Here is a 22,553-nt window from a genome sequence, read left to right on the forward strand (position 1 = left end):
GGAAATAAAGAAACAATGCAGCGAATAACAAGAATTATATTTGATAATGGTGATCCTAATAAAGCGTCTTTGTTAGAACAATATAATTCTTTGTTAGCATTGTTAAAAAGAAATTTAACAGAGCGGACGTTTTCAATTTTAGGTATTCCTAAGTTAATTGATAATAATCAATATGTTGGATGGTATAGTAATCTTGAAGGTCAACCTGTCTTACTTAGTAATATTGAAAACGAGGAACATAAAAAGCAGATTGAAAAAACACTATATACTCGGATTAATGATATTGAATTAGCGATTAAAACGATGTCATTAACAATCGAAGAACAAACTTTAATATCAACCTGGTTGCCGAGAATTAAAAGTTTGGGTAATACAATTTATGTTATCAACGATGATCCGGTTATAGTTAATACTTTTGAAGAACCTATTTTACCTAAATCTCCTATAACACCACCGGTAGTTCCACCAAAATCATTTTGGCGGTGGTGGTATTTCTTGTTGCTTGCCTTATTTTTAATTGGATTGCTTGGTTTACTTTGGTACTTCTTCTGTCCATATGGAAAAGAAAAAATACCTGAGCAAATTATTGCTCAAAATGTAGAAGAACATAAAACGGAACCAACTCCAATAGTTGAACCACCAAAAGAGCCTGAAATAAAATCGGTACCAGAAGATGTTAAACCTGTTGTTAAACCAGAACCGGTTCCTGAACCTATTCCTGAACCTGCACCTGCACCTGCACCTGCACCTGCACCAGTAGAAAAAGCAAAAGATTGTGTACCTAAAGAAGAAGTGCTCAATAATAAAGACGCACCTAAAATGGTTTTGATTTTCGATAATTCAGCTTCCATGACAATTACTTTAATGGAGTCACAAGCAAGTATTAATAAGTTTTTAAAAGCTAATTTTTATTCAATGACTCGGAAAGAAGCTGAAGCTTATGAAAAGCGGATGACCCGTTTACCTAATCGTTTATCAAAAAGCAAAGAAGTTGCAGTAACAAGTATTGATAAAATACAACAAAATATCGATATTTCACTTGTGACATTAACAAGCTGTCCGGCAGCACAAACAACACCATTTTATTCTTATCAAAATAGAGAAAAACTAAAAAATAAAATTAAACGATTGCGTCCTTTAGACTATAACAGTGCAACACCATTATACAGTGGTGTTAAACAGGCGAGTAAACTCCTTGATGGCGTTAATCGTGATGATTATATTTTAATTATCAGCGATGGTGAGGATAATTGTACTCGTGCTAATATTTGTACCCTTGCTACTAAAATTGCAGCAGAAAAACCACGTTTAAAAATAAATATTGTTGATATAGCTGGGCAACATAAAATAGATTGTGTTGCAAAAAGAACGGGGGGAAATGTTTATATAGCTAAAAGTCCAACAGAGCTTATTAATCAAATGAATAATGCAGTTTCAAATATGAATATTAGTAAGCCTATTTGCGAATAAAATACCGAGTAATTTTTCAAATTACCGGCTAATGATGAGGATTAAGTTAAGAAATGCAAAGAATAACTCGCATAGCTTTTGAACAAAGTAATTTAAACAAGATGCAGTTACTGGAACAGTATGGTTCTTTACTTTCAATACTTAAACCACATCTAACCGCTAGAACATATTCAATTTTTGCTACACCAAAATTAATTGAAGGCAATCAATATATAGGTTGGTATACAAATCTTGAAGGGCAACCCACCTTACTTAATGACATAATTGACGAATCTCATAAATCTGAAATTAAACAAAATCTAGCTACTAGAATCAATGATATTGAAACAGCAGTAAAATTAATTTCTTTAACTAATGAACAAAAAACTCTAGTTTCTTCATGGTTACTGAGAATTAAAAACCTAAAGAATAATATTTATGTAATCAATAATGAGCCGGTTATTGTCGATACATTTGAACCTATCGAACTACCAATTGATCCAGTAATAGTACCAAAACCTTTCTGGAAATGGTGGTATACTTTGATTTTAGCCTTACTTTTATTAGCAGCTTTAGGATTATTATGGTACTTTTTTAATCCTTTTAAAGAATCTAAAAACGTCGAGCCTATAACTGTCAAGGAAGAAAAAAAAGTAGAGCCAACTGTTGAACAACCAAAAGAACCAGTTATTAAGCCTCAACCAGAGCCTGAAGTAAAGCAAGAACCTAACGTTCCTGAACCCCAACCTGTTGTTAAACCAAAACCGGTTCCAGATCCGATTACTAATCCTGAGTCTAAGCCTGAAGTAAAACAAGAGCCTAAAGCTCCTGAACCTCAACCTGTTGTTAAACCAAAACCGGTTCCAGATCCGATTACTAATCCTGAGCCTAAGCCTGAACCTAAACCTGAACCAAAGCCAAAAGTAAAAAATCCACCAAATTGTATTACTAAAGAAGAATTAGCCAAAAATAGTAATCCATCTAAAATGGCATTAATATTCGATAATTCATTATCGATGACTGTAACTTTAGCTGAATCACCAATGGAAGTCGGGCAATATTTCAATTATTTAAGCTATGGTTATCCGAGAGGTATGTCTCAGCAAGATAAAATAGATTATGACAAACGAATGACGCGTTTACCCACTCGTTTATCAACCAGTAAAAAAGTTGCATTAACAAGTATTGATAAAATACAGCAAAATATTAATATTTCATTGGTGGCACTTAATGGTTGCCCAGTAGCCGATACTACGCCTTTTTATAATTATTCAAGTAGAGGTGCTTTGAAAAGTAAAATTAATAGATTAACACCAAGTGCTGCTGGTGGTGGAGGAACACCACTTTATAGCGGATTAGAAAAAGCCAGCCAAATGCTTGACGGTGTAAAACGTGATGATTATATTCTTATAATTAGTGATGGTGAGGATAATTGTACGCGTGCAAATATTTGTACTCTTGCTAATCATATAGCTACCCAAAAACCTCGTTTGAAGATAAATATAGTAGATATTGCAGGTGAACATAAAATAGACTGTATCGCAAATGCGACAGGTGGCAAAGTGTATATTGCACAAAGTCCTAAAGATATGATTAGGCAGATGAATAAAGCTGTTTCAGACTTAAAAATCAATAGGTCTGTTTGTCAGTAATTAAAGTTAATAGATGGTAATTTATCACATAAAATTACTTTTTAATTTTTAATAAATTTGCAAAAAAAACCAGACACAATGTCTGGTTTTTTATTAGATAATTAATTAGAAATCCAAATTAGCTGCTTTCAAGGCATTTTCTTCAATGAATAATCTACGAGGTTCAACCTCATCACCCATTAATGTAGTAAATAATTGATCTGCTTCAATGGCATCTTTAATGGTTACTTGTAACATTCTTCGGCTTGTTGGATCCATGGTTGTTTCCCATAATTGTTCTGGGTTCATTTCACCTAAACCTTTATAACGTTGGATAGTTAATCCTCGACGAGATTCACGAATTAACCAATCAACTGCATCTTCAAATGAGCTAACTGGTTGTTTTCTCTCACCACGTTGTATAAATGCGCTTTCCTCAAGTAAATCTTTCAATTGTGATCCTAAATGGCAGATATTTCGATATTCATTACTATGAATAAACACTTGATCTAACGCATAATTAGTATCCACACCATGTGTTCTTACTTTAATAACAGGTATATACAATTCTGCTTTTTCGTTGTAATCCGCACTATAAAGGTAGGTACTACCGTGTTGTTCTTTATTAGATAGTTTTTCAACAATAGATTTTGCCCAATTTTCAGCTTTGTGTTGATCTTTCAAGATATTTTCATCTAATACTTCCTGATAAACTAATTCTGATAATAAGGCTTTAGGGTAGCGACGTTCCATTTTAGTAATTAATTTTTCGACTTTCTGATATTCGGCAATTAATTTTTCTAAAGCTTCGCCAGCTAAAGCTGGAGCATGGTCATTAACATGTAATGATGCATCTTCTAATGCCAAAGCGATTTGGAATTGAGTCATTGCATCGTCATCTTTAATATATTGCTCTTGTTTCCCTTTTTTGACCTTATATAGTGGTGGTTGAGCAATATAGACATAACCTCGTTCAATGATCTCAGGCATTTGACGGTAGAAGAATGTTAGCAATAATGTTCTAATATGCGATCCATCAACATCGGCATCGGTCATAATAATAATGCTATGGTAACGCATTTTATCTGGATTATATTCATCACGGCCAATGCCACAACCTAAAGCAGTAATTAACGTTGCTACTTCTTGTGAAGAAAGCATTTTGTCAAAACGAGCTTTTTCAACATTTAGAATTTTACCTTTTAACGGTAAAATTGCTTGGTTTCTACGATTTCGTCCTTGTTTTGCAGAGCCACCTGCAGAGTCCCCTTCCACTAGGTATAGTTCAGATAAAGCGGGATCTTTTTCTTGGCAATCAGCAAGTTTTCCAGGCAAACCACCTAAATCTAAAGCGCCTTTACGACGTGTCATTTCGCGAGCTTTTCTTGCTGCCTCACGAGCTCTCGCTGCATCGATAATTTTACCTACTACAATTTTTGCATCTGAAGGATTTTCAAGTAAATATTCAGCTAGTTTTTCGCCCATTACAGACTCAACTGCTGATTTAACTTCAGATGACACCAATTTATCTTTAGTTTGTGATGAGAATTTAGGATCAGGCACTTTTACCGATACAACAGCAATTAACCCTTCTCGAGCATCATCACCTGTAGCACTAATTTTTGCTTTTTTGCTATAGCCTTCGGTTTCCATGTAGTTATTTAATGTACGTGTCATAGCGCCACGGAAGCCAGCCAAGTGAGTACCACCATCACGTTGAGGAATGTTATTTGTAAAACAATAGATATTTTCTTGGTAACCGTCATTCCATTGTAGTGCAACTTCGACACCAATATTATCTTTCTCAGTACTAAAATAAAAAATCTTTGGATGAATTGGGTTTTTATTTTTATTTAGATATTCTACGAAAGCTTGAATACCACCTTCATAATGGTAATGTTCACTTTTACCTGTACGTTCATCGGTGAGTTTGATTGAAACACCTGAATTTAAGAATGATAGTTCGCGTAATCTTTTTGCCAGATGGTCATACACAAATTCAATGTTAGAAAAAGTTTCTGGACTTGGCCAAAAACGAACATATGTACCTGATTCAGTTGTTTCACCAATGATTTTTAGCGGTTCTTCAGGAACGCCTAAATGATAAATTTGTTTATGTATTTTACCTTCACGATAAATCACTAATTCTAACTTATCTGATAAAGCATTGACGACTGAAACACCAACACCATGTAAACCACCAGACACTTTGTATGAATTATCATCAAATTTACCACCGGCATGCAAAACAGTCATAATAACTTCTGCTGCGGAAATACCTTCTTCTTCATGGATGCCAGTAGGTATACCTCGACCATCATCTCGTACAGAAACGGAATTATCAGGATGGATTGTAACTTCAATATGGTGACAATAACCAGCTAATGCTTCATCAATGGCATTATCTACCACTTCAAAAACCATATGGTGAAGCCCTGTTCCATCATCAGTATCACCAATATACATACCTGGGCGTTTTCGGACAGCATCAAGTCCTTTAAGTACTTTAATGCTGGAAGAATCATAAGAGTTAGACATGGATTTCTCGACTTATTTGATTATTTATATCATTTTGTATATTTAAGAAATTATACCAGAATTTATGTGAAAAATCTTATCATTTTCATCGATCATATGGCTAATTTGCTCTTGATTAACCGCTGTAATGAAAACTTGAGATTGTGCTGATTTTAATCGTTTTGCTAATAAGTTACGTTTATTTTTATCAAGCTCTGAAGCAAAGTCATCAATTAAGTAAATACAGGATTGGCCTGTTGTTTCTGAGAAATATTCACCTTGAGACAAACGTAATGCACACATGAGTAATTTTAATTGTCCCCGAGATAATAAATCTTCAACAGGAATATTATCTATTCGTAATTTTAAATCTGCTTTATGAGGACCTAGCGAAGTATAATTAATGAACTTATCTCTTTCAAATTGTCTATATAATATATCTGAATAACTGATTCCATGCTCCCAGCCTTGATAATATTGGCAATTAAGTTGATATTCTGGTAGAAAATCATGACAGGTTTGCATAATTTGAGGAAATATATTTTGACTATAACTAGCCCTAATCTGGCTGATTTTTTCTGCAATCGGTGCTAACTCTTTATCCCAAGGTAATAATTGATTATAGTTTGATGACTGTTTTAATAATGCATTACGCTGTTTAAAAAGGCGTTTTAAGTTATTCCAAAGTGATACAAATTCAGGATAGTGATGAAAACACCCCCAGTCTATAAAAGCACGGCGATATTTTGGTCCTCCGGTAAGTAGATCAAATCCTTCAGGCGTAATAAGTTGAATTGGTAATAATTTAGCTAAATCCGTCAACCGAAATCCTTCGTCACCATCAATTTTTATCGTATTATCGTTATGGCGTGTTTTTGATAAACCTATTGTTCGAGTTTTTTGTGCAGATTCAATTTGACTAAATAATACTAACTCTGGTTTTTCATGTTGTATTATTCGATTGGATTGAATATGTCTAAAAGCTCGACCATGTCCGAGCATATAAATCGCCTCTAGTAGGCTGGTTTTTCCGCTACCATTATCACCAACTATATAATTAAAATGTTTGGATAATGATAATTCAGCATAATCAATATTTCGAAAGTGATAAATTTTGATTTGAGAAAGTGTCATGTCGGTAAAGTTTCCGGCCGAGGCCGGAAGTTTAAATGATCGTTAATTATAAGCGCATTGGCATAACAACATAAGTTGCAGATTGGTTGTTGATATCTTCAATTTGCACACTTGATGTTGCATCGGTTAATAATAATTGGACGCTATCGCATTTTAATGTGTTTAATATGTCCAATAAATACGTTACATTAAAACCAATTTCAAGCTCTTGAGATTCGTATTTTACATCAATAACTTCTTCTGCTTCTTCTTGTTCAGGATTGTTTGCAGTAATTTTAATCTGATTGCTATGTACATATAATCTTATGCCGCGAAATTTTTCATTTGAAAGAATCGCAACACGAGATAAAGCATTTCTTAGTTCTTCACATGATACTTCAAGTGGTTTATCAGGATTACGAGGCATTACACGTTTATAATCAGGAAATTTTCCATCAATAAGTTTTGAAGTAAAAGTAAAATCGCCAAGACTAATACGTAAATTATTGTTACCAATTTGCATATTAACTAGCTCATCATTATCACCAACTAGTTTTGCCAGTTCAATTACGCCTTTTCTTGGTAAAATGACTGAACAGCATTCAGAGATCTCATGACCAACAGGTTGAGCACACACAGCTAATCGATGACCATCAGTTGCAACGGTTTTTAATAGACCATCTTCAATTTCAAATAGCATACCATTTAAATAATATCTTACATCTTGGTTAGCCATTGAGAATTGAACTGCGTCTATAAGTCGTTTGATAGTCTTTTGAGGTATAGAAAGTTCAACATCACTTTGCCAATTTTCTAGATTAGGAAAATCTGATGCAGGTAGTGTAGATAAAGAAAATTTACTTCGACCTGACTGAATAATCAATCGATTATCGTCAACGCTTATCGATATTTGAGCATCACTAGGAAGATTTCGACAGATATCAAGAAACTTTCTAGCTGGAACAGTTGTAGCACCCGCTTCACTAGGCTCTGTTAGGGGAATATGAGAAATCATTTCAATTTCTAAATCTGTTCCCGTCATGGATAGCGTGTTTTCACTCACCTGCAAAAATAAATTACCTAAAATGGGGAGGGTAGGTCGGCTACCTAATGGTGCACTAACAAGTTGCAATGGTTTGATAAGTTTTTCACGATCTATAATAAATTTCATAGTGTTAATTCTTTTTTAAGTTGATAATGTTCGAATTAAATTGGAATAATCCTCTTTAATGTCATTGCTTTCTTCTTTTAACTCTGCGATCTTCCGACATGCATGTAATACTGTTGTATGATCTCTTCCACCAAAACCATCACCTATTTCTGGAAGGCTTTTGTTGGTTAGCTCTTTCGCTAACGCCATTGCTACTTGTCTTGGTCTTGCGACAGAACGAGAACGGCGTTTAGATAATAAGTCAGAAACTTTAATTTTATAATATTCAGCAACCGTTTTTTGAATATTTTCAATAGTAATCAATTTTTCTTGTAAGGCAAGTAAATCTTTTAAAGCATCTTTGACAAAATCAATGGTGATAGATTTGCCTGTAAAATTAGCATTGGCAATAACTCGATTAAGTGCACCTTCTAATTCTCTTACGTTTGATCGTAGTCGTTTAGCAATGAAAAAAGCGACCTCTTCAGGTAATTTTATTTTGTTTTCGTCTGCTTTTTTCATCAAAATAGCCACTCGAGTTTCAAGTTCTGGTGGTTCTATAGCGATGGTTAATCCCCAACCAAACCTTGACTTTAAACGATCTTCTACACCATCAATTTCTTTAGGATAACGATCCGAGGTTAGGATAATTTGTTGGTTGCCTTCTAACAATGAATTAAATGTATGGAAAAACTCTTCTTGTGAACGCTCTTTATTTGCAAAAAATTGAATATCATCAATAAGGAGAGCGTCAACAGATCGATAATAGTTTTTAAACTCTTCAATAGCATTATTTTGTAAAGCTTTGACCATGTCTTGAACAAAGCGTTCTGAATGCATATAAACAACTTTAGCGTTAGCTTTACCTGCCATAATTTCATTACCAACAGCATGTAACAAGTGAGTTTTTCCTAAACCTGTTGAGCCATATAAAAAAAGAGGGTTGTAAGCTTTTCCTGGATTTTCAGCTACTTGTTTAGCTGCTGCAACAGCAAGTTGATTAGATTTACCTTCAACAAAGCTGTTGAAAGTATGCTTATGATTAATACCTGAATAATAAGTGTGATTATTATTATTCTCTTTTGTTGTTTTCCAAGAAGGTACAACATCAGATTTATTAATTTTAGATTTTTTTTCTACAGATAAAGTTGAACCAACTTCCAAATATAATTTTAGTGAATCATTACCCAGTAAATTATTTAATAATTGCGAAATAGTCGTTAAATATTTATTCTTAACCCAATCTAATACAAATCTGTTTGGAGCATAAATATAGAGTTTATTCTCAACCATTTCCACTTGTAACGGTCGAATCCATAAGTTGAATTCTGTTGTAGGAAGCGCTTCTTGTAATTGAGAAAGACAATCTTGCCAAATCGAGGTAGACATGGCTACTCCTTTAATTGGGATACTAACAATACTGGAATAATTATAATCTTTTTTGTGGATAATTTGTAGGGTTCAAGCAAGATATAATTTAATTATTAACATATAAATGAAAAAACCCAGCCGAAGCTGGGTTCAAAGGTGTAATTAATAACAAAAACTATTTTGTTTGATCAATTACTTGGACCTCTTGCACGTTACGTGCTTTAACTTCAATTTCAACACGACGATCTGGTGCTAAGCATGCTTTTAAGTCAGCGCCACGAAGTGCATTACATTTATTACCAGTAACTGGTTGTGCTTTACCCATACCGCGTGAAGTGATGATTTCAGCTGGAACACCTTTTTGAACTAAATAGTTCAATACAGTGTGTGCACGACGTTCTGATAGTTTTTGGTTATAGCTATCTGAACCGATACGATCAGTGTGACCAATTACTACGATAGCACTTTGAGTTGGGTTAATTTTAACAAGAGTAGTTAATAAATTATCAAGTGCTTGACGACCTTCTGCTTTTAAATCAGATTTTGCATAAGCAAATAACACATCTTCATTTAAAACATAACGATTTACTTCAGTTTTGATTTCAACTGGAGCTGCAACAGATGGAGAACCTAAACGGTAAGTAATACCTAAGCTTACAGTTCCTGCATCTGGAGATGCGTGAGTTTTAGTATGAATATGTTGAACATATTGGTATTCTAAACGAGTGGAGAAATCTTCGTTAAGACGATAATCAAGACCTAAAGCATAAACTGGTGATAAATCAGTTTTTGTTCCACCACTGCCGTAAGCTTCTTTGATATCACCACTATTTTTCCATTTAGCAATAGTTACCATTCCACCAGCACGACCATAAATATCTAAATCGTCAGAAATGAATGATAGTGGGTAACTTAATTTACCAGTTAAAGAAACGCCTTGTGCTGAAACTTTACTATTACCAGCGTTAGAATGATCACCAAGATAAGTTCTTTTATATTTTGCAGAACCTAACCAATCATAACCTAATTCAAAAGCTAAGTAAGGATTAGCTTGGAAACCAAGGAAAGCACCGCCAGCAACATTACTTCTATTAGAAGTTTTAATACCAGCTTCATCTTTATCATAACCACGAACTTTATTTGCGTCTAGATTATAAAGTTCTGACCAACCTAATTTAGCACCTACATAAAAAGTATTGTCTTCATATGCAGCATTAGCGGCAGTAGCGGTTAAACTTGCAACAGCCATTGCTAGAGCTAGAGTTGTTTTTTTCATTTTTTTGCCTCAACTTATTTGTTGTAATAGACGTTGTTTAATTTGCTTTTATTGTTTAATTTTACTTAATTTTTACGGTGTTTTATACTTAATGACCAATTATGTTACACATAATCTATTACGTATTATAGCACAATTATTATTCGGATCTAGAATAATTGATAATATATTGTAAAAAAATTAAACAATCTTATTTATAATAATATATAAATCGTTAATTGAGTTTGATAATGTGTTAGCCATAATATAGAAATCAGCTTCTAAACGTTTATCAAATTCATCAGATCCAATATCTTCATTTTCATCTAAAATAACAGAATCAAATTTAATTCTTTTCAATGTTAAGTCAGGATTAATAATAAAATTGATTCCACGTTCATCAATGATTTTAAGTTTGGTGACCCATTTACCAGAATCTAAATGAACTAACATTTCATCACTTGTAATATCTTGATTTTTACAACTGATAATCCCATTACCTTCAAGTGGATCTTTTAATTCTGCTTCATCACCCAATATAAAAGGAGGAAAACTAAGTTTTTCTCTAACCCAAGTTGTCATAATCTTTTCAAGCGGTTTTTCGATGGAAAGAGGCGTTAATGCTAATGCTCCAAGTTCTTTCCGTAAAATCGCTAGAATATCTTCAGCAAGTTTAAAACTACTGCAATCGATAATAATCCTTTTATTTTCAATGTCGATCCATAACCAATAATAGTTATATTTGCTAAATGCTCTAGGCATTAAATCGATCATCACTTCATCTTTTAATGTCGCTTTTTCATTTTTACTAAGTTTACGGCTTAATGCCTTCTCTTGCTTGTCAATCTTCTCATTTAAGGCTTGTTTGATGACGGGTGCAGGTAAAATTTTAGTTTCTTTCTTTATTTTTAATAATAAATGCCCTTGCATATCAATAATAAAATCATCCAAATTGTTATCATCGTAAGGGGATACCCAACCCATTTTGGTGGTATCTAAATTACCACAAGGAGAAAATAAAGCAGATTTGAGTGCATTTTCAATAGTCTGTTTATCCAGTAAATTATCATTATTAAGTTGATAGATAATTGCGTTTTTAAACCAAAGCATAGTGTAATTTTTCCAAAAATTAATTCATGAAAATTATTTAATTAAAATAAGATTTTCACAGAAAATAAAGTATTATTAATAAGATTTAATAAAAGTATTAAAATTTATAAGATAAGCCCATATAAATGGATGTTATCGTACTATCATCAACCATAGGGCTGTCAGCTGCATCACCAGTCAGTTTATCAATATGAATTCCGCCAAAAGTAGCGATATTATCTGTTAAAGAATATTGCGCACCGATTTCAAAGTAAGGTGTAAAAGAACTATCTGCATTGAAATAGCGTAATCCTGAACATGAAGATTCTTTATGAGATACACCATAATAATAGTCATTATGTTTACCATCAGCCCAGTTAATACCAATAGTAGGTGCGATAATTAAATTACCTTGTATATAAGGAACAGTATAGTCGGCATTAACTAAGATTCCATTACTATTATTGAGCATATCAGCGCCAATACTACTTGAAAAAATACCCCAATTAGTGGTGATATCATAATCAATTTCAGCTAACACAGTGGAATGACGACTATTAAGTTGTCTTAACTTATGATTGTCAGAATCATGAGGTTTAAATTCATTAGCAAGATAACGAACGCCAAATGATAAACTTTGATTATCGTTGTTAAAAGCGTAAATACCAGCTGATAGATCATCAATAAAAAAATAGCCATTATCATAATCAATATGAGGAACCGGATAGTAACTTGAACTATAATTTTTATATGGTGAGTTAGACCAACCCAAACCGACGCCTAATGAAGTAGGATCTGCTGACGCAATATGAGTATACCCTAAAGGAAACATTGATAATAGTGAGATTATGCAGCTTAATTTTTTCATTTTGATAACCACTCATACTGATATGATTTAAGACAATTATTGTAGTTATTTTGTCACTCAAGGCTTGTTGTCACAAAATCTATACATTAAATGTACATTGTTACAATCCATTTTCTCTGATAATAATGCCACATTTTGTCATATTTGAATATGGATTAGTGAGATAAATTATGAGTAAACCAACTTTAGAAATGATTAATAGTCGTCCCGACGATGCAACGTTATTAGCGGATGAAGCAAAATACTGTTCATTTGGTGATACCGTGCATTATGTTGAACCACCAAAGATTTTTGATGGTTGTGAAGGTAGTTACATGTATGATAAAGAAGGTAAAGCCTTCCTTGATTTACAAATGTGGTACTCTGCTTGTAACTTTGGTTATGCTAATGAGCGTTTAAATAACGTACTTAAAAAGCAAATCGATACTTTACCGCAATGTGCTAGCCAGTATTTACATCCAACTAAAATCGAATTAGCAAAAACAATTGCTCAAGGTATGGAACAGCGATTCGGTTACCAAGGACGAGTTCATTTTAATGTTGGTGGTTCACAATGTATTGAAGATTCATTAAAAGTCGTTCGTAATGCTACTGGTGGTAAATCCCTGATGTTTGCATTTCAAGGTGGTTACCATGGTCGTACTTTGGGTGCATCTTCAATTACTTCGAGCTACCGTTACCGTCGTCGTTATGGTCATTTTGGTGATCGTGCAATGTTTGTACCATTCCCATATCCGTTCCGTCGTCCAAAAGGAATGACAGCAGAAGAATATGGTGAACACTTAGTTGCTGAGTTTGCACGTTTATTTGAAACTGAGTATCACGGTGTATGGGATCCCAAAGTCGGACAAGCAGAATATGCTGCATTTTATGCCGAACCATTACAAGCAACGGGTGGTTATATTGTTCCTCCTCGTAATTACTTTAAAGGTCTGAAAAAAGTTTTAGATCAATATGGTATTTTATTAGTTGTTGATGAAATTCAAATGGGCTTTTATCGTACTGGTAAATTATGGTCAATTGAACATTTTGATGTTAAACCTGATGTGGTGGTATTTGCGAAAGCATTAACTAATGGTTTAAATCCATTAGGTGGTTTATGGGCTCGTGAAGAGTTAATCAATCCAGAAGTATTCCCAGTTGGCTCAACCCACTCTACGTTTGCTTCAAATCCTTTAGGTACCGCAGTTGGCCTAGAAGTATTAAAAATGACTTCTGAAACAGATTACGAAAAAATGGTAATGGATAGCGGTGCATATTTCCTTGAAGGATTAAAAACACTTGAGAAGAAACATAAAGAAATAGGCGAAGTTGATGGCCTAGGTCTTGCACTTCGTGCTGAAATTTGTACCGAAGATGGATTTACAGCTAACAAAGCATTAGTTGATAAAATGGTAGATATTGGTATGTCAGGTGATCTTGATTGGAAAGGTAACAAAATGGGCTTGGTGCTTGATATTGGTGGTTATTACAAAAATGTTATCACTTTTGCTCCTTCATTACATATTACTCGTCAAGAGATTGATCAAGGTATTGAACTACTCGATCAATTAATTACTCGAGCTAAAAAAGAACTTTAAGTCTTAAATCAAAATAATCCCGCTAATATCAATTAGCGGGAATTTCAGATCATTTATAGAAAGTTATGCGATATATCAATCAATTAGAACCTAATGAATTAATCAACAATTTTCTTTCTCATCCTCCGCGAGAGTTTACTAGCTGGATGAGTGAAGACGGTATACCTGCTTTTTCCGCTAAGTTTGATTTGCTCATAACTGCTGATGATGATTTTAAACATAAAGTTCATAAATTGCCTTTTTATAAAAAATGGCGGCATTGGTTACAACCAAAAACATGCTTTGTGGGTACAACCGTTTCAGAATATAGTTTATTGACTAATAAAATCGATGCGCATCAATTAGCTGACAATGTTAAGGCAGCTTATACAAAAAAATATCCATTTGTTATTGTTAAAGATTTGCCATCCGATTCACCTCTGCTTAGTAAGCAGGATAATCAATATTCTAAACAGATTATTGGTTCCTTAAAAGAACGGGGGTTTATTGAAGTTGAAGGACAAGCTTTAGCTTGGGTTCCAATTGATTTTGAGTCGATCGATGATTTTTTTGCAAAACTATCATACAGTCGTCGTAAAAATTTAAGAAGAAAACTAAAGTCCCGTGAAAAATTGGAGATTAACATCTTACAAACTGGTGATGATTGTTTTTTTGATGAGGCGACTCTTGATCTATATTATCAACTTTATCTGAATGTATATGAGCAGAGTGAAGTACATTTTGATTTATTAACTAAGCCATTTTTCACCCAATTACTGCAAAGCAAATCCTCAAATGGACGTATTTTTACTTATCATCATAATGGACAATTAATTGGTTATAACATCTGTTTTGTAGTGAACAATGTTTTAATCGATAAATACATAGGAATGGTTTATCCTCAAGCAAGAGAATTAAACCTCTATTTTGTTAGTTGGTTTGTTAATCTTGAATATGCATTACAACAAAAACTTAGTAATTATGTTGCAGGTTGGACTGATCCAGAAGTTAAAGCTTCTTTAGGTGCTAGTTTTACCTTAACTAAACACTTAGTTTATATACGAAATCCTTTATTAAGGGCTGTTTTGCGTAGATTAATTGGCCATTTCGAAACTGATAAGGAGAAAGTAGCATGACATCGCTAGTTATCCTTAACTTTGATCAAAGTGTAGGTAAAATTGATAATGCTAAAACGATTGATTTTACTCAGTGGCAAGATGTCATTCGCTTTGGTTGTAGTACAAAAAAATTCCAAAACTTTAAAAAGGTATTACAACAATCATTACCAGAAAGCTATGGTACGGTATTAATGGGTAGTGGTGATTACCACCATATTTCGTTATTACTTATTGAGCAGCTAGCTAAGCAATATACAGAAGAAAATCCCATTGAATTAGTTATTTTCGACAACCATCCAGATAACATGCGTTATCTGTTTGGCATTCACTGTGGATCATGGGTTAGCTATGTGGCTAGTTTACCTTTTGTTAGCCATGTACATGTATTAGGAATTACATCACATGATATTGGCTTATGGCATTTTTGGGAAAATAGATGGTCACCATTGTTTCATAAAAAACTGACTTATTGGAGCATAGATGTTAATGTCTCCTGGGCTAAGAAAATTGGTTTAAGTCATGCTTTTCGCTATTTTGATTCGCCAGATGATCTTATTACTCAGTTTCTATCCGAACAATACCGTAATACTAAACCGATATATTTATCGATAGATAAAGATGCCTTAAGTGAAGAAGTTATTCATACCAATTGGGACCAAGGAAAACTACAAACCTATCATTTATTAGATACTATTACATCTATTAAGCCTCGGATTATCGGTAGTGATATCACGGGCGAATTATCAATATGGCAGCCTAAAAATTGGTTTAAGAGATTACTAAGTTCACTGGACAAACAGCCTGAGATATCATTAGAAAAGTTAAATGATTGGCAACAAGAACAACATCAACTTAATTTAACATTATTAAAAGCTTTAAAAACCTAGCATTCAAGAACTGATATAGTTTGCCAGGTTTTTAATCCTTATCTTGAAGTTATTTAGAACGATGATGAGTATCTTTCTTCGCAAGTTTACTTTCTGCTAGTGCTAAAAACAAAATCCCTGAAACAATCAATATAGTTCCAATTAACTTAAATAAAGTGATAGGTTCATTAAATAGCCAAACTGAAGCAATCATTACGGTAACAACTTCAAAATGTGAAGCAGCAAAAGCAGGCCCTACAGGCGCTTTTTTTAATAAAGTCATCCAAGTAAAGAAGGTAAAAATGTAGCCAGCTATTGATACATAGATCCAATGACCGGAAAATACCCTAACTATCCATTCAACGCTCATCGAAAGTGGCTGGGCATGTTCGGCAGCCAATTTAAAGCTACATTGTGCAATCGTATCAAACATTAATAATACGGTAAAACCAATTAAATAGAACTTAGCCATATTAAGATAACCCCACAAAGATCACACCAGCAGTAATTAAAGACATACCAATAACACGATATACCGTCAGTAATTCTTTAAATAGAATCCGACCTACTAACATGATAGTGATGATATTAAATGAGGCGAGCAATACACCTTGGGAAAGTGGAACTAAAGTTAAAAAAGCTAACCACAGTAAAAATTCGGCAATGTAAGATGATATTCCTATCCAAATCCAATGATTTTTGGCGAGATCTAACCAATAGTACCATCCATCTCTATTAGTAGGTGATATTGCAGCATATTTAAAAGCAACTTGTCCTAAGGTATCAAAACAAATATTACTAACCCAAAGAAAAATAACTAAGGATGACATTATGCTTAAGTTCCTTCTGCCAGATTATTAAAAAATGAAGCGCACTCTTTAATTACTTCACGGCGTTGGCTATCAATAGTAATTAAATGATAACTATCATTTAATACAACTAATCGTTTTGGACCAGAAACATTCTTCTCAACTAATTTTGCATTAGTTTCAATATTGGCAATATCGTCATTACCTGAATGCATAATTAAACAAGGTGACGTAACTTTTGGTAATTCTTGGCGAACATGTTTTGCCAATAATTGCATTTCTGCTAATGCAGGAAATGGATTTCCAGCAAGTCCAGCGGATGCAGCGTCGCCACTTAACATGCTTTCTGATACCACCGCTCGGATACGCTCATCTTTAAGACCATAAGGCGGTTTTTCAATAAAAGAGACTTTTTGAAAAATACCCAGTTTTTTAAAATAGACCAATAAAAAGAAAAACTTTTTAGCCCAAAATGGCATACTCCAACCATCATAATAAAATGTAGGTGCTAGAACACCAACACCTTTAACTTGATTTGGACGATCTGCAGCAAGTTTCAACGCCAAAAGTGCGCCCATTGATAAACCTGCGACAAAAAGGTTGTCTACATGTTTAGCTAAATAATCAGCGCCATCTTGAACGCTTTTATACCAATCTTGCCAAGTTGTTTTACATAGATCTGCTTCAGTACCACAGTGACCTGCCAATTGTATTGCATAAACAGTAAATCCTACTTTATGTAAACCATTGGCTAAAATACGCATTTCATTTGGTGTGCCAGTTAAACCATGAATTAATAGCACGCCATTTTTATTTCCTGGTAAAAAATAAGATAAATCTTCAATTGTACTCATTATTGTTCCTTTATTTCACCATCATGACTGGAATTAGTGATTGCTCTGCTTGTTTTAAAGCCTCTGTTACATCAGCAAAATTAACAATAGCAGTGTGCTTAATGTTATTTTTTTCACAGTAATTGATCAGCTTATCTTTAGCAAAAACCAGATCGACATGATGTGAAACGCAAAAATCAGAAGTACCATCACCAACATACAATATTTGAGGAAAATGTTGCTGTTGTTTTACATGATTGCATTTGCAATTACCACTTTGTTTTATACAATCCTTATTAGCGTAAGGAAACTCAAGGCGCCAACTTCTGTGATTATCATGCATTAGTTTATTGGCATAAATAGGTAAATGTTTAATACCATGACGCTTTAATACAAATTGGATAGCATAATCTAAACCATCACTAACTACATGAACTGGTATATGTTTTTTTTCGGTATACTTAATGAATGATTTAAAGCTAGAATCAATTTCAATTTTTTCCAATGCTTGATTAAGCTCTTCTAAGCTTGCGTCCATTAAGGCAATCTGTTTACTCATACACTCTTGAGAACCAATTTTACCACTAACCCACAACTTTTCGAGCTCATCACAGCCATCTTGGCCGAACTGACTAAGTAAAGTATCAGTTACATCTTTAACACTAATTGTTCCATCAAAATCACACAAAATAATAGGGTTGTGATAGCGAGTGTAAGATGGTTGAAAAAGATGATTAGTAATTGATGAAAAAGTATTCATATTCCAAGTAAAAATTGCTAGTTATAGATATTGGCGACAATTTTCTCACAAAGTGGTAGCTAACTTTGTTGGCTCTTTGTATATATTTTGTAACGAGGTTCTATTTGCCTGTATAATGAAGCATCTCGAAGTCCACTTTACGGTAAAGAGAATCAGAAATGAGTGAACGCATATTAATTATCGAAGATGATGAAAGATTAGCCAATTTAATACAAGTCTACCTAATCCGTCAAGGATATAGGGTCGATTGGCATAATAGTGGTGAAGGAGCAGAAGAAAAAATACAACAAATCAACCCTGATTTGGTTATTTTAGATGTAATGTTACCTGAAAAAACTGGATTTGATATCTGTCGAGATATACGTTCATGGTTCAGTAACTATATTCTTATAATGACGGCTAGCGAAGATAATATTGATGAAATCGTGGGATTAGAGTTAGGCGCTGATGATTATTTAGCTAAACCGGTTGAGCCACGATTATTACTAGCTCGGATTCGAGCATTGCTACGCCGAAAGCAAAATGAAACAGACAAAGAAGGCCTAAAAGAGCAAATTGCTTTATTTAACAATAATACTTTAGCCTTTGAAAATTTAGTGATTGATGGTGAAAATCGTAAAGTGTTATTAGACGGGCATGAAATAGATTTAACGACTGCCGAATTTGACTTACTCTGGTTGTTAGCTAATAACGCAGGTAAGATTCTATCTCGAGACGATATATTTTCCCAAGTTAGAGGGATTGATTTTGACGGTAGCGATCGTTCAATTGATGCCCGAATTTCTCGGTTAAGACGTAAACTCCTTGATGATCCTGATAATCCTTCAAGAATTAAAACGGTTCGAGGAAAGGGGTATTTATTCATGCGCGAAGGGGAAAACCATTGAGACAGTTATTAGCTAAACCGCTATTTTTTAACCGCCGCATCGTCTTTTATCTAGTTATTTTACTTTCATTGCAATGTATTATCGCCTATGGCGCATTATTAGTGTTTGATTCACTACCTTCATCATTAACTGATATGCCAGATGATCATATCGTTTTTCGTGAATCACAAAGAGGAACAGTCAACTTAATTCGCAAACACATTGATGAAAATAAACAGCGCCCACTGCAAGCAGTAGTTGACGAGTTACAACCATATTTTGGTTATCCAATCAAAGTGTTACCTGCAAATACAGAATTATCTCATTCTGTAAAAAAAGAACTTGAAAAACTTGATTTTGCTTATGATGGTGATGACGAAGTTGTCTATATCAATCTCAATGATGGTCATTTATTACAATTGGGGCCGATTCTAATGCGAGATATATTAGAATCAAATACCATGTCGTTGAGCGTTTTCCTTATTATTTGGGCATTATTTAGTGCCATAATCTTTTTTATATTAATCTATTTCGCGTTTAGTGCTGTATGGAAAGATCTGGTCAACATACGTCAAACCGCAGAACAACTTGGACAGGGCAATTTGAAGGCTCGAACGGAAAATGTGAAAGGTTGGCTATTCAAACCATTAGCCAATGTTTTAAATAATATGGGGACTCACATTGAGCATCTTGTCAGCACTAACCAAACAATTTCACATGCGATGGCACATGAACTACGAACCCCTCTTGCACGAATGCGATTTGAGTTAAGTATGCTTGAAGAATCTACAGACGAAGTAGAAAGATCTGATTTACAAAAAGGAATGAGTGATGATATAGATGAACTTGAAACCCTCATTAATGCTAGTTTGAATTATTTTAAAATGCAGCAAAGTAATATTGAATTAAACTTTACTACTGTATCGTTAAAACAATGGGGTGAAAAAGTTTGTCAGTCATTAGCACTATTTAAACCTAAGGGCTTTGAGCTCATTTGCCATAGCCAAGATGCTAAAGCTAAAATTGATATCAATTTGGCAGAAACTATTGTCAAAAATCTGCTACTTAATGCGTTTAAATATGCAGCCCATAAAGCAGTATTAAATATAACCAAACAAGATAACCGAGTTATTTTGGAAATTGATGATGATGGTGCAGGCATTCCTTTCGATTCTCGAGAAAAAATTTTTATGCCTTTTGCTCGCCTTGACACCAGTCGTACACGATCAACTGGTGGATATGGGTTAGGCTTAGCTTATGTAAAATTAATGGCAGAATTTCATGACGGTAAAGCATTCGTGGTTACTAGCCCACTAGGTGGTGCACGATTTGTCGTTTCGATAAAATCAGGTGAGGAATAACTGAAGTTAAAATTAAAATAATTGTTAAAATTATTTAGGAGTGTTATCCGTTTGAGGGTAATTATTTTTTTCAGGTAACTGAAATCTCTTGTTTTAACGTTTCGAAAAAACAAAAAATTTGCTATATTCGTCGGTCGAAGTGATAAAAGTGATAAATCTCATTTCTAAATTGGTTATGAGTAAACATATATAATCAGAGGTTTTTTATGAGCGGTGATTTACCGACAGAGAACGAAACTCGTCCAAATAACTTTATTCGTCAAATTATTGATGCGGATCTTGCTGCGGGAAAATATAAAACAACGCATACTCGTTTTCCGCCAGAACCTAATGGCTATTTACATATTGGCCATGCAAAATCTATCTGTTTAAACTTCGGTATTGCCCAAGATTATCACGGTAAATGTAATTTACGGTTTGATGATACCAATCCAGCCAAAGAAGATATTGAATATGTTGAATCAATTAAGGAAGATGTCCGATGGTTAGGATTCGAATGGGATGGTGAGATTTGCTATTCGTCTGACTATTTTGACCGTTTGTATGAATATGCCATAGAGCTTATCAATAAAGGATTAGCTTATGTAGATGAACTATCTCCTGAAGAAATCCGAGAGTATCGAGGCACCTTAACACAACCAGGTAAAAATAGCCCTTATCGTGATCGAAGCATAGAGGAAAATTTAGCATTATTTATCCAAATGAAAGAGGGTAAATTTGCTGAAGGTAAAGCTTGCTTAAGAGCGAAAATCGACATGGCTTCACCTTTTATTGTTATGCGTGATCCAGTTTTATACCGTATTAAATTTGCCGAGCATCACCAAACTGGTAATAAATGGTGTATCTATCCGATGTATGATTTTACTCACTGTATTTCGGATGCTATTGAAAATATAACCCATTCACTTTGTACGCTTGAGTTCCAAGATAACCGTCGTTTATATGACTGGGTTTTAGATAATATTACTATTGAAGCTCGTCCTCATCAGTATGAGTTTTCTAGATTAAATCTAGAATATGCTATTACCTCAAAACGTAAATTAACACAATTGGTTGCCGAAGAAATTGTTGATGGTTGGAATGATCCTCGTATGCCAACCGTTTCTGGTTTACGCCGTCGAGGTTATACCCCAGCTTCAATTCGTGAATTTTGTCGTCGAATCGGGGTAACCAAACAAGAAAATACCGTTGAAATGAGTACTCTTGAATTTTGTATTCGAGAAGATCTCAACGAAAATGCACCTCGAGCAATGGCGGTACTTGATCCGGTAAAAGTGGTAATTGAAAACTTCTCAGAAACACTTGATGAAGTATTAAGTATGCCAAACCATCCTAACAGGCCAGAACTTGGACATCGTGAAGTAACATTTACACGCGAGATTTATATTGATCGAGCTGATTTCAGGGAAGAAGCTAATAAAAATTATAAGCGTTTAGTATTAGGTAAAGAAGTCCGTCTACGTAATGCTTATGTGATACGCGCTGATCGTGTTGAAAAGGACGCAGAAGGTAATATTCAAACTATTTATTGTAGTTACGATCCGGCAACATTAAATAAAAATCCTGAAGATGGACGTAAAGTTAAAGGCGTTATTCATTGGGTATCAGCCAAGTATGGTAAACCTGCTGAAATTCGTCTTTATGATCGTTTATTTAGTACCCCAAATCCTGGTAGCGCTGAGGATTTCTTATCAACTATCAATCCAAATTCTTTAATTATTAAACAAGGATTTGTTGAGCCTAGTTTGCAAAAAGCCAAAGCCGAACAAGCTTATCAATTTGAACGTGAAGGTTATTTCTGTCTTGATAGTAAGTATGCGACAGAAGATAAATTAGTCTTTAATCGAACCGTAGGTTTAAGAGATAGCTGGAACGAAGCTTAATCATAGAGAAGCTTAATCATAGAATAAAAACGCCAACTTTAGTTGGCGTTTTTAT

Annotated in this window: 19 protein-coding genes; 8 read left to right on the top strand and 11 right to left on the bottom strand. The window is 34.1% G+C overall.

The genetic code is table 11. The annotated features are described in order from the left end of the window. Positions 1-15: 15 nt before the first annotated feature. Together J3T98_RS08750 and J3T98_RS08755 are read left to right on the top strand one after the other, a co-directional pair. Positions 16-1,470: a VWA domain-containing protein gene (locus tag J3T98_RS08750; RefSeq protein WP_267362649.1), complete on the top strand. Its 1,455-nt coding sequence runs from the start codon at positions 16-18 to the stop codon at positions 1,468-1,470. 53 nt (positions 1,471-1,523) lie between these two features. Then, complete coding sequence (locus J3T98_RS08755) at positions 1,524-3,101, top strand: VWA domain-containing protein (protein ID WP_267362651.1); 1,578 nt, start codon at positions 1,524-1,526, stop codon at positions 3,099-3,101. 105 nt (positions 3,102-3,206) lie between these two features. Here J3T98_RS08755 and gyrB read toward each other — a convergent pair whose 3' ends face one another. The 7 genes from gyrB to J3T98_RS08790 all read right to left on the bottom strand — a co-directional run bounded on the left by gyrB (position 3,207) and on the right by J3T98_RS08790 (position 12,443). Beyond that, positions 3,207-5,618 carry a DNA topoisomerase (ATP-hydrolyzing) subunit B gene (gene gyrB / locus J3T98_RS08760; RefSeq protein WP_220225268.1) on the bottom strand — a complete coding sequence of 804 codons (2,412 nt, stop codon included), beginning with the start codon at positions 5,616-5,618 and terminating at the stop codon, positions 3,207-3,209. A 42-nt stretch (positions 5,619-5,660) separates the two neighbouring features. Beyond that, positions 5,661-6,731 carry a DNA replication/repair protein RecF gene (gene recF / locus J3T98_RS08765; RefSeq protein WP_065562887.1) on the bottom strand — a complete coding sequence of 357 codons (1,071 nt, stop codon included), beginning with the start codon at positions 6,729-6,731 and terminating at the stop codon, positions 5,661-5,663. 46 nt (positions 6,732-6,777) lie between these two features. Continuing rightward, positions 6,778-7,881 (bottom strand): DNA polymerase III subunit beta, encoded by a 1,104-nt coding sequence (gene dnaN / locus J3T98_RS08770; RefSeq protein WP_267362653.1) that lies wholly within the window; start codon positions 7,879-7,881, stop codon positions 6,778-6,780. Positions 7,882-7,896: 15 nt separating this feature from the next. Continuing rightward, positions 7,897-9,249 carry a chromosomal replication initiator protein DnaA gene (dnaA, locus tag J3T98_RS08775; RefSeq protein ID WP_065562885.1) on the bottom strand — a complete coding sequence of 451 codons (1,353 nt, stop codon included), beginning with the start codon at positions 9,247-9,249 and terminating at the stop codon, positions 7,897-7,899. Between the two features lie 157 nt (positions 9,250-9,406). After that, positions 9,407-10,507, bottom strand: a complete 1,101-nt coding sequence (ompA, locus tag J3T98_RS08780) for a porin OmpA (RefSeq protein WP_267339095.1) — start codon at positions 10,505-10,507, stop codon at positions 9,407-9,409. A 180-nt stretch (positions 10,508-10,687) separates the two neighbouring features. Then, entirely contained in the window at positions 10,688-11,596 is a 909-nt protein-coding gene (locus J3T98_RS08785; protein WP_065562883.1) for a recombination-associated protein RdgC, read from the bottom strand. Between the two features lie 97 nt (positions 11,597-11,693). Then, positions 11,694-12,443 carry a MipA/OmpV family protein gene (locus J3T98_RS08790; protein WP_267362655.1) on the bottom strand — a complete coding sequence of 250 codons (750 nt, stop codon included), beginning with the start codon at positions 12,441-12,443 and terminating at the stop codon, positions 11,694-11,696. 170 nt (positions 12,444-12,613) lie between these two features. Between J3T98_RS08790 and J3T98_RS08795 the strand changes: the two genes are divergently transcribed. The 3 genes from J3T98_RS08795 to J3T98_RS08805 all read left to right on the top strand — a co-directional run bounded on the left by J3T98_RS08795 (position 12,614) and on the right by J3T98_RS08805 (position 16,007). Beyond that, complete coding sequence (locus J3T98_RS08795; protein ID WP_110422514.1) at positions 12,614-14,023, top strand: aspartate aminotransferase family protein; 1,410 nt, start codon at positions 12,614-12,616, stop codon at positions 14,021-14,023. A 65-nt stretch (positions 14,024-14,088) separates the two neighbouring features. After that, positions 14,089-15,138 (top strand): GNAT family N-acetyltransferase, encoded by a 1,050-nt coding sequence (locus J3T98_RS08800; protein WP_065562882.1) that lies wholly within the window; start codon positions 14,089-14,091, stop codon positions 15,136-15,138. Beyond that, positions 15,135-16,007 carry an arginase family protein gene (locus J3T98_RS08805; RefSeq protein ID WP_267362657.1) on the top strand — a complete coding sequence of 291 codons (873 nt, stop codon included), beginning with the start codon at positions 15,135-15,137 and terminating at the stop codon, positions 16,005-16,007. Before J3T98_RS08800 ends, J3T98_RS08805 begins: the two co-directional genes overlap by 4 nt. A gap of 49 nt (positions 16,008-16,056) precedes the next feature. On the opposite strand, the gene J3T98_RS08810 is transcribed toward J3T98_RS08805, so the two are convergent. The 4 genes from J3T98_RS08810 to J3T98_RS08825 are packed head-to-tail and all read right to left on the bottom strand — an operon-like array spanning position 16,057 to position 18,388. Further along, positions 16,057-16,458 carry a DMT family transporter gene (locus J3T98_RS08810; protein ID WP_220225264.1) on the bottom strand — a complete coding sequence of 134 codons (402 nt, stop codon included), beginning with the start codon at positions 16,456-16,458 and terminating at the stop codon, positions 16,057-16,059. Between the two features lies 1 nt (position 16,459). Beyond that, the gene (locus J3T98_RS08815) at positions 16,460-16,816 is read right to left on the bottom strand and encodes an EamA family transporter (RefSeq protein ID WP_065562879.1); all 357 of its coding nucleotides are present in this window, start codon (positions 16,814-16,816) and stop codon (positions 16,460-16,462) included. 5 nt (positions 16,817-16,821) lie between these two features. Then, positions 16,822-17,649 (bottom strand): alpha/beta hydrolase, encoded by an 828-nt coding sequence (locus J3T98_RS08820; RefSeq protein WP_267362658.1) that lies wholly within the window; start codon positions 17,647-17,649, stop codon positions 16,822-16,824. A 10-nt stretch (positions 17,650-17,659) separates the two neighbouring features. Continuing rightward, the gene (locus J3T98_RS08825; protein WP_267362659.1) at positions 17,660-18,388 is read right to left on the bottom strand and encodes an MtnX-like HAD-IB family phosphatase; all 729 of its coding nucleotides are present in this window, start codon (positions 18,386-18,388) and stop codon (positions 17,660-17,662) included. A 158-nt stretch (positions 18,389-18,546) separates the two neighbouring features. Here J3T98_RS08825 and J3T98_RS08830 point away from each other — a divergent pair, with 158 nt between their 5' ends. The 3 genes from J3T98_RS08830 (at position 18,547) to glnS (ending at position 22,498) form a co-directional block, all read left to right on the top strand. After that, on the top strand, positions 18,547-19,275 hold the full coding sequence (locus J3T98_RS08830; protein ID WP_267357656.1) for a winged helix-turn-helix domain-containing protein: 729 nt from the start codon (positions 18,547-18,549) through the stop codon (positions 19,273-19,275). Beyond that, positions 19,272-20,615, top strand: coding sequence for an ATP-binding protein (locus J3T98_RS08835; RefSeq protein ID WP_065562875.1), 1,344 nt, complete (start codon positions 19,272-19,274; stop codon positions 20,613-20,615). Before J3T98_RS08830 ends, J3T98_RS08835 begins: the two co-directional genes overlap by 4 nt. Positions 20,616-20,821: 206 nt before the next feature. Next, entirely contained in the window at positions 20,822-22,498 is a 1,677-nt protein-coding gene (glnS, locus tag J3T98_RS08840) for a glutamine--tRNA ligase (protein ID WP_220225260.1), read from the top strand. Positions 22,499-22,553: the final 55 nt, after the last annotated feature.

This window comes from Gilliamella sp. B2772 (assembly GCF_026536985.1).
Classification (GTDB): Bacteria; Pseudomonadota; Gammaproteobacteria; order Enterobacterales; family Orbaceae; genus Gilliamella; species Gilliamella apicola_E.

What these genes read in the sequence shown, in the direction of transcription:
- ompA (WP_267339095.1), bottom strand. Translation starts at nt 10,507, where the DNA reads ATGAAAAAAACAACTCTAGCTCTAGCAATGGCTGTTGCAAGTTTAACC.
- J3T98_RS08790 (WP_267362655.1), bottom strand. Translation starts at nt 12,443, where the DNA reads ATGAAAAAATTAAGCTGCATAATCTCACTATTATCAATGTTTCCTTTA.
- recF (WP_065562887.1), bottom strand. Translation starts at nt 6,731, where the DNA reads ATGACACTTTCTCAAATCAAAATTTATCACTTTCGAAATATTGATTAT.
- J3T98_RS08815 (WP_065562879.1), bottom strand. Translation starts at nt 16,816, where the DNA reads ATGTCATCCTTAGTTATTTTTCTTTGGGTTAGTAATATTTGTTTTGAT.
- glnS (WP_220225260.1), top strand. Translation starts at nt 20,822, where the DNA reads ATGAGCGGTGATTTACCGACAGAGAACGAAACTCGTCCAAATAACTTT.
- J3T98_RS08800 (WP_065562882.1), top strand. Translation starts at nt 14,089, where the DNA reads ATGCGATATATCAATCAATTAGAACCTAATGAATTAATCAACAATTTT.
- J3T98_RS08755 (WP_267362651.1), top strand. Translation starts at nt 1,524, where the DNA reads ATGCAAAGAATAACTCGCATAGCTTTTGAACAAAGTAATTTAAACAAG.
- J3T98_RS08830 (WP_267357656.1), top strand. Translation starts at nt 18,547, where the DNA reads ATGAGTGAACGCATATTAATTATCGAAGATGATGAAAGATTAGCCAAT.
- J3T98_RS08785 (WP_065562883.1), bottom strand. Translation starts at nt 11,596, where the DNA reads ATGCTTTGGTTTAAAAACGCAATTATCTATCAACTTAATAATGATAAT.
- J3T98_RS08795 (WP_110422514.1), top strand. Translation starts at nt 12,614, where the DNA reads ATGAGTAAACCAACTTTAGAAATGATTAATAGTCGTCCCGACGATGCA.
- J3T98_RS08750 (WP_267362649.1), top strand. Translation starts at nt 16, where the DNA reads ATGCAGCGAATAACAAGAATTATATTTGATAATGGTGATCCTAATAAA.
- J3T98_RS08810 (WP_220225264.1), bottom strand. Translation starts at nt 16,458, where the DNA reads ATGGCTAAGTTCTATTTAATTGGTTTTACCGTATTATTAATGTTTGAT.
- J3T98_RS08825 (WP_267362659.1), bottom strand. Translation starts at nt 18,388, where the DNA reads ATGAATACTTTTTCATCAATTACTAATCATCTTTTTCAACCATCTTAC.
- J3T98_RS08805 (WP_267362657.1), top strand. Translation starts at nt 15,135, where the DNA reads ATGACATCGCTAGTTATCCTTAACTTTGATCAAAGTGTAGGTAAAATT.
- dnaN (WP_267362653.1), bottom strand. Translation starts at nt 7,881, where the DNA reads ATGAAATTTATTATAGATCGTGAAAAACTTATCAAACCATTGCAACTT.
- gyrB (WP_220225268.1), bottom strand. Translation starts at nt 5,618, where the DNA reads ATGTCTAACTCTTATGATTCTTCCAGCATTAAAGTACTTAAAGGACTT.
- J3T98_RS08820 (WP_267362658.1), bottom strand. Translation starts at nt 17,649, where the DNA reads ATGAGTACAATTGAAGATTTATCTTATTTTTTACCAGGAAATAAAAAT.
- dnaA (WP_065562885.1), bottom strand. Translation starts at nt 9,249, where the DNA reads ATGTCTACCTCGATTTGGCAAGATTGTCTTTCTCAATTACAAGAAGCG.